Origin of the sequence: Sphingopyxis sp. RIFCSPHIGHO2_12_FULL_65_19, from assembly GCF_001830555.1 — a bacterium.
Taxonomy (GTDB): Bacteria; Pseudomonadota; Alphaproteobacteria; order Sphingomonadales; family Sphingomonadaceae; genus Sphingopyxis.
Genome location: NZ_MIAM01000026.1, coordinates 113,243 through 119,242 on the forward strand (window position 1 = coordinate 113,243; position 6,000 = coordinate 119,242).

At 60.6% G+C, this 6,000-nt stretch carries 8 protein-coding genes; 4 read left to right on the forward strand and 4 right to left on the reverse strand.

The genetic code is table 11. The features are described from left to right. Positions 1-65: 65 nt before the first annotated feature. Positions 66-530, reverse strand: a complete 465-nt coding sequence (locus A3E77_RS08850) for an RrF2 family transcriptional regulator (RefSeq protein WP_293645079.1) — start codon at positions 528-530, stop codon at positions 66-68. A gap of 101 nt (positions 531-631) precedes the next feature. On the opposite strand from A3E77_RS08850, the gene A3E77_RS08855 reads away from it, so the two are divergent. The 4 genes from A3E77_RS08855 to hmpA are packed head-to-tail and all read left to right on the forward strand — an operon-like array spanning position 632 to position 3,285. After that, positions 632-1,033, forward strand: coding sequence for a group III truncated hemoglobin (locus tag A3E77_RS08855; RefSeq protein WP_293645081.1), 402 nt, complete (start codon positions 632-634; stop codon positions 1,031-1,033). 23 nt (positions 1,034-1,056) lie between these two features. Then, positions 1,057-1,743 carry an alternative oxidase gene (locus tag A3E77_RS08860; RefSeq protein WP_187140829.1) on the forward strand — a complete coding sequence of 229 codons (687 nt, stop codon included), beginning with the start codon at positions 1,057-1,059 and terminating at the stop codon, positions 1,741-1,743. A gap of 1 nt (position 1,744) precedes the next feature. Then, entirely contained in the window at positions 1,745-2,020 is a 276-nt protein-coding gene (locus A3E77_RS08865) for a DUF1971 domain-containing protein (protein ID WP_293645063.1), read from the forward strand. 53 nt (positions 2,021-2,073) lie between these two features. Beyond that, on the forward strand, positions 2,074-3,285 hold the full coding sequence (gene hmpA, locus A3E77_RS08870) for an NO-inducible flavohemoprotein (RefSeq protein ID WP_293645065.1): 1,212 nt from the start codon (positions 2,074-2,076) through the stop codon (positions 3,283-3,285). Between the two features lie 126 nt (positions 3,286-3,411). On the opposite strand, the gene A3E77_RS08875 is transcribed toward hmpA, so the two are convergent. The 3 genes from A3E77_RS08875 to A3E77_RS08885 form a co-directional block, all read right to left on the reverse strand. Next, a complete protein-coding gene (locus A3E77_RS08875; RefSeq protein WP_293645067.1) occupies positions 3,412-4,896 on the reverse strand; it encodes a peroxidase family protein in 1,485 nt (494 codons plus the stop codon). 318 nt (positions 4,897-5,214) lie between these two features. Further along, a complete protein-coding gene (locus A3E77_RS08880; protein ID WP_293645069.1) occupies positions 5,215-5,412 on the reverse strand; it encodes a YciI family protein in 198 nt (65 codons plus the stop codon). Between the two features lie 269 nt (positions 5,413-5,681). Next, positions 5,682-6,000: ATP-binding protein (locus A3E77_RS08885; RefSeq protein ID WP_164847550.1), on the reverse strand; the 319-nt coding region annotated here is incomplete at its 5' end.

Consider the following 6,000-nt stretch of genomic DNA (forward strand, 5'->3'; position numbering starts at 1 on the left):
GGATCCGAGATAGAGGCGCAAAATTATTAATCAAGCTGGGATCCGGAATAGTTCTCTGTTTACTATTATATTTGGGCCTGATCCGCAGCTTGCTTGCCAATATCATCGCCGACAGCCGCAAATATCCACTGCAAGTCGCGCCGCTTGGTCAACAGATCCTCGAGGCAATATCCATCGAGCACCTTCATGAAGGCGGCGAGCGCCTCGTTCAGGGCACCGGTCAAACCGCAAGCGGGCGCAATGACGCAGCTGGCGCAATCGACGAGATTGAAACCGTCTTCGGTGTGACGGACGACTTCGCCAATATTGATGTCTCTCGGAAGACGCGCGAGCCGCACCCCACCATAGCGTCCGCGCACGCTCTCCAGATAGCCCGCGTTCACAAGATCATTGACTACCTTCATGAGGTGATTTTGCGAGATGCCATAGGCGCGCGCGATCTCGGCTATGGGTGACAGTTGCTCACCCGCTTTGCCCCCAAGGTAAAGCAGCACGCGCATCGCATAGTCTGTGTAGTGCGTCAGTCGCATCAACCTCTCCCGCCGGCTCGCGAGTTTAATATGCATTTTTGTTGCATGTTTCAATCCGCCGTCATACATGCGCGGAATATGCATGATTGGAGCGAGTCGTGATCGAGAGTGACGAAATCGACGAGGCGGGACTGGAGCGTCTGATTCCGCTTTTCTACGAGCGGGTCCGCGCCGATGCCGAGATTGGCCCGATCTTCAATGACGCGGTAGCTGACTGGCCGGGGCATCTCGACCGGCTCGTCGCCTTTTGGTCGTCCGTCATGCTCACGAGCGGGCGCTACAAGGGCAGCCCGATGGCGGCGCATCTCAAGCACCGAAGCCGGATCACACCGGCGATGTTCGATCGCTGGCTGACAATCTGGACGGCGACCACCGACGAACTGATGTCGGCGCGGGCCGCAGCCGCGCTCCAGAACAAGGCGGCGCGCATTGCCGAGAGCCTCGGCCTCGCCCTGTTTTTTCGCCTCGAAGATCCGGTTGCCGCGCGCGGCGGGATCAACTGATTTTTCCGAAGGAGCACCTGAGCATGACCGAAGCCACGTTTGCCCATCTCAATGTCCATCATCGCCCCCTGGATATCTCCGACCGCATCGCGCTGGGTTTCACCAAGATGCTACGCTTCTGCGCCGATACTTTCTTTGCCAAGCGCTATGGGCACCGGGCGATCGTACTCGAAACCGTTGCGGCGGTCCCCGGTATGGTCGGGGCGACGCTGACCCACCTCAAATGCCTGCGCCGGATGGAAGACGACAAGGGCTGGATCCGCACCCTGATGGAAGAGGCGGAGAATGAGCGGATGCATCTCATGACCTTCATAGAAGTCGCCAAACCCTCCGTGTTCGAACGCATGGTCATTCTTGGGGTCCAGTGGGTCTTCTACCTCGCCTTCTTCGCGCTTTACCTCGTCAGCTCCAAGACGGCGCACCGCGTTGTGGGTTATTTCGAGGAAGAAGCGGTGATCAGCTACACGCTCTACCTCGATGATATCGACAAGGGCCGCAGCGCTAACCTGCCCGCGCCTGCGATCGCCAAACATTATTGGAAGCTTGGCGACGACGCGACATTGCGCGATGTCGTTCTGGTCGTGCGTGCCGACGAAGCCCATCATCGTGACGTCAACCACGGCTTCGCGAACGAACTCGCCGGGATTGCCGTCGCCGCCAGCACCGCACCCTATCCGGAGCACGCCGATGACATCCGGATGGTCGCCTGAGATGGTAGCGCCGGCCCCATATCGTTCGACCGCGCTGTTCGATGAGGACACGCTGCCCAACGCGCTGCGCAATCGCCACAATACCAAGGCCGGGGTGTGGGGTCTGATCCGGGTGATCGAGGGCGAACTCAAGCTCACCTATGTCGACCCGTCATCCGAGGTCATGCTCGATCCTTCGCGCCCGGGCCTCATCCTGCCCGAACAAGTGCATTTCGTGACCCCCGTGGGTGCGATGAAGATGCGGGTCGATTTCTACGACCAGCCGCCTGGCGACTGACTTTCCATTCCATTCCTACGAAATTCCATTCATACGATATAAAGGAGATTAGCATGTCGCATAATCTGAGCGACCGAACGATCGCGCTCGTCAAGGCCACGGTTCCCGCTCTCGAGGCTAAGGGACTTGAGATCGTCCATGAAATGTATGCGCGCATGTTTCAAAATCCGGAAATCCGGGATTTGTTCAACCAGTCGCATCATGGCGATGCGGGCTCGCAGCCAAGAGCGCTGACCGGCGCGATCCTCGCCTATGCGAGCAATATCGACAATCTGGCCGCTCTGGCTCCTGCGGTCGAACGAATCACCCAGAAACATGTCGGCCTGCAAATTCACCCGGAACATTATCCGCATGTCGGCGAGGCGCTGCTCGGCGCGATCGCCGCGGTTCTGGGCGATGCGGCGACCGAGGAAATCCTCGGTGCCTGGGGTGAGGCCTATTGGTTTCTGGCGAATATATTGATCGCACGCGAGGAGCGGATTTACGGGATCCAGCGCGAGACCGTTGGTGGTTGGAATGGCTGGCGTGAATTTCGGGTCGATGCGGTGATCCGGGAAAGCAGCGTCATCAAATCTTTTGTTCTGCGCCCCGTCGATGGGGCGCCAGTCATGGCCTACAAGCCTGGGCAATATCTGACCTTCTGGTTCGAGGTGCCGGGACATCCGCCGGTCAAGCGCAACTATTCGATTTCGGCCGCCCCCAACGGAGCGACCTATCGCATCTCGGTGAAGCGCGAACCGCAGGGTCTCGCCTCGGGATGGCTTCATGACCAGGTCTTCGTCGGTAGTGTGCTCAAGGTCGCAGCGCCTGCCGGCGAATTCTATCTGGCTGACAATCCGGCGCGGCCGGTCGTGCTGTTGTCAGGAGGCGTCGGCCTGACGCCCATGGTTGCCATGCTCGAAGCCCTTGTCGAAACGCGCAGCGATGTTCCGGTGCATTATGTCCATGGCACGCACGATCGCGAGACGCACGCCATGCGCAATCAGGTTCGGGAGCTTGCTGCGCGCGGAGTCGCGGTTCGTGTCACCGAATTCCACCAGACCCCATTGGCGGACGAGGTCGCCGGCCAAGACTATGATTGCGCGGGCCTGATTACCGAGGAGTGGCTGATCGACAATACGCCTGTCGGCGAAGCGGATTTTTACATTTGCGGACCGCGGCCATTCCTGCGCGCCGCGGTATCCTCTTTATCGCTTGCCGGCGTGCCGTCTGACCATATCCACTACGAATTTTTCGGCCCCGCGGACGAATTGCTCGCGGCCTGAGTGGCCTTGATCGTCAGGCGCGCGTCGTTTCGTCTAGTTGGGCGGCGGCGGCGTGCATCTGATCGACGCGCGGACCTAACCGTCGGCACCGATGCGGATGCCGACGGTTGGTGGAAAGCCGCTACATCAAGCTACGTCAGCGAAGCGCAGCAGGTCGATCATCCTGAAGTCATCGCCCTGTTTCGACGCGTCGACCGTCGGCAGGAACGGCTGCCATTCGGGATCCTGCGACAGATAGCTGCCCTTGTCGCCCTGCAGCAGCCCCAGGAACACCTCGGTCACGATCCGCGCCCCGACCGGCCCCAGTCGCTCGCCATTTTGCGTCACCTGCGCCTCGCGCAAGATATAGAACCACAGCGGCGTCCGGTCGTCGAAGCCGTGCGGCTTGAGGTCCGCAAGGTCACCCTTCGACAATTCGGGCAGCTTCATCGCGCGAGCCACCCGCTGACCCGACGGCAGCGAGAAGGTCAGATGGCGCAGCAGATTGCGCTGCGCCAGCGACGCCGGGTTCGTCTTCGGATCGGGGTTCGGCACAACCGATCCCGGCAGACGGAACAGCGAGGTCGACAGCGTCGAGTCGATCTTTTTGTTCGGCTTCACATTGCCGTCGCTGAAATCGAAAAAGGTCGGCCAGTCGATGAAGCGCCGCGGCGCACGGCAGCCGCCCGACAGATCGTCGGGATCGTTGGGATCGGACGGGGTCGGGGTAAAGATCATCGCAAAGAACGGGTTGCCGCCGTTGCCGGTGAAGTTCGCGCGGTATGACGGCCGCACCTGGCTGTGTCCGAACCGATAGGCAGCGACCGAAAATTCGACCGGGATAAACGGCTCGTTGCGCCAGTTGTAATATTTGCGCCCGTTGGTCAGCACATCGTCGACCACCGCGCTGCCGCATGTCTTGCGCAGGAATTCGTGGACAATGATCCACTGGTAATGCCAGCGCACGATCCGCTGCGCTTCGGCGAAAATCTCGTCCGATCCGGTCAGCTTGATCTTGGTTTTCACATGCTCGACGACCTGGTTGTGGAATTTCAGGAAGGCGACCTGAAGCTGGCTGATGATCAGGTTTTCATCGTCGCGCGGATCGCCGATCAGGGCGACCTTCTGACTGTTGCGCGGCACATCGAATTTGTTCGCGGTGCCCGTCGGCTCGAGCAGGAACTTGCCGCCCTTGCCGCCCGCTACATCGTAAAGATGCGGGCTTCCTCCCGGCCCGGCGCCATAAACATTGTCGAGGCCGAGGCTCGGCGTGCGGAAATTGGCGATCTGTTCGGGATCGGCCTGCCGCTCGAGGCTGGACGTCGGGTCAAAGGTCATGTCGTGATCGAGGAACTGGCCCAGAAAGGTGAAGCCCGCGGTCAGGGTCGGATTGTCGCTGTTCTTCGCCGACAGCGCCGGGTTGGTGATCAGCTCGGCGGGGGTCTTGGTCAGATTGTCCTTGGCATCCATGATGCCCCCCACCTTGCCGATCTCGATCAGCGCGGCGCGGACATCGGGGGTGTCTGCGGCGAAGGGCGGCAATTCGCCGAACATGCGGCCAAAGCGGCCGGCGTCCGAATATTTCGAGCGCTGCGGAACAATGTCGCGCGGATATACGCCGTGGCGAGGCATAGTGTCTCTCCTCTCAGTGTGAATATGTTCTGGTTTTTCGGGATGATCTGCCCAGGCACGGGCCGGCATCCGCTTTTATGAGACGACACCTGGCGCAACGCTGGGCCTCGTTTCTCTGAGAGGAAAGTTCTTAAACTGGTTAGCGGAAAGTTCACTTGCCGGACCGGTCTGTCGCCAAGCCAGTTGGAAGATCGATCGGCTTTTGGCGACGACAGACTGGCAAATGGCACCTGCCTGGAGCAGACCGGTTCCGCTCATGCCAAGTGAGGGACATCGGCGATATGATGTTGGCGGGCTGCCGGCGAGCGAATGCTGTCCTCAACTCTCCAGTAGGGGCCAGACTTCGACGACGCCGTGGGCCACCGCACAAGGTGTGCGGGCGACGATGTCCACGGCCGCCGCGATGTCCTCGGCTTCGATGAGGGAGAAGCCCGCGATCGGTAGCGGCGAGAACATGAAGGCCGACATTTTCGTTTGGACACCCTTGGCATCGGGGTTGCGGAGCTGAACAGGCATTCCGGCGACGCCGACAATGGCACCGTTCTACTTTAGATTCTCGTCCGCGGCATGGACTGCATCGCGGATATCAGGCGCAATGCGATCATATCCCGTGTCAAACGGCGTTCAAACGGGACCCCCGATCGGCGTCGAAGAAGGACCCCCTTGCGGATATGATAGGGGTTTGTCGAGGTGAGCCTTGCGCTGCGTGCGGCGGAGGGCGGGCGTAGCTCGCCCGGAGGCGCACGCAGCGCAAGATAGATTTTTGAAGGCGGCGAAGGTGGCGGTCAGCTGCGGTTTTTGAAGCGCCAGCTATCGTTGCCCGTCTCGACGATATCGCAGTGGTGGGTGACGCGGTCGAGCAGCGCCGTGGTCATCTTGGGATCGCCGAAGACGGTGGGCCACTCGCCGAACGCGAGGTTCGTGGTGATGATGACGCTGGTGCGCTCATAAAGCTTGCTGATGAGGTGGAACAGCAACTGCCCTCCCGAGCGTGCGAACGGCAGATATCCAAGCTCGTCGAGCACGATCAGGTCGAGCCGCGACAGCTGCGCCGCCAGGGTCCCGCCCTTGCCGATCCGGGTCTCCTCTTCGAGGCGTGTCACC

Coding starts and splice junctions, on each gene's coding strand:
- A3E77_RS08850 (WP_293645079.1), bottom strand. CDS start 530: ATGCGACTGACGCACTACACAGACTATGCGATGCGCGTGCTGCTTTAC.
- A3E77_RS08860 (WP_187140829.1), top strand. CDS start 1,057: ATGACCGAAGCCACGTTTGCCCATCTCAATGTCCATCATCGCCCCCTG.
- A3E77_RS08865 (WP_293645063.1), top strand. CDS start 1,745: ATGGTAGCGCCGGCCCCATATCGTTCGACCGCGCTGTTCGATGAGGAC.
- hmpA (WP_293645065.1), top strand. CDS start 2,074: ATGTCGCATAATCTGAGCGACCGAACGATCGCGCTCGTCAAGGCCACG.
- A3E77_RS08875 (WP_293645067.1), bottom strand. CDS start 4,896: ATGCCTCGCCACGGCGTATATCCGCGCGACATTGTTCCGCAGCGCTCG.
- A3E77_RS08880 (WP_293645069.1), bottom strand. CDS start 5,412: ATGCCTGTTCAGCTCCGCAACCCCGATGCCAAGGGTGTCCAAACGAAA.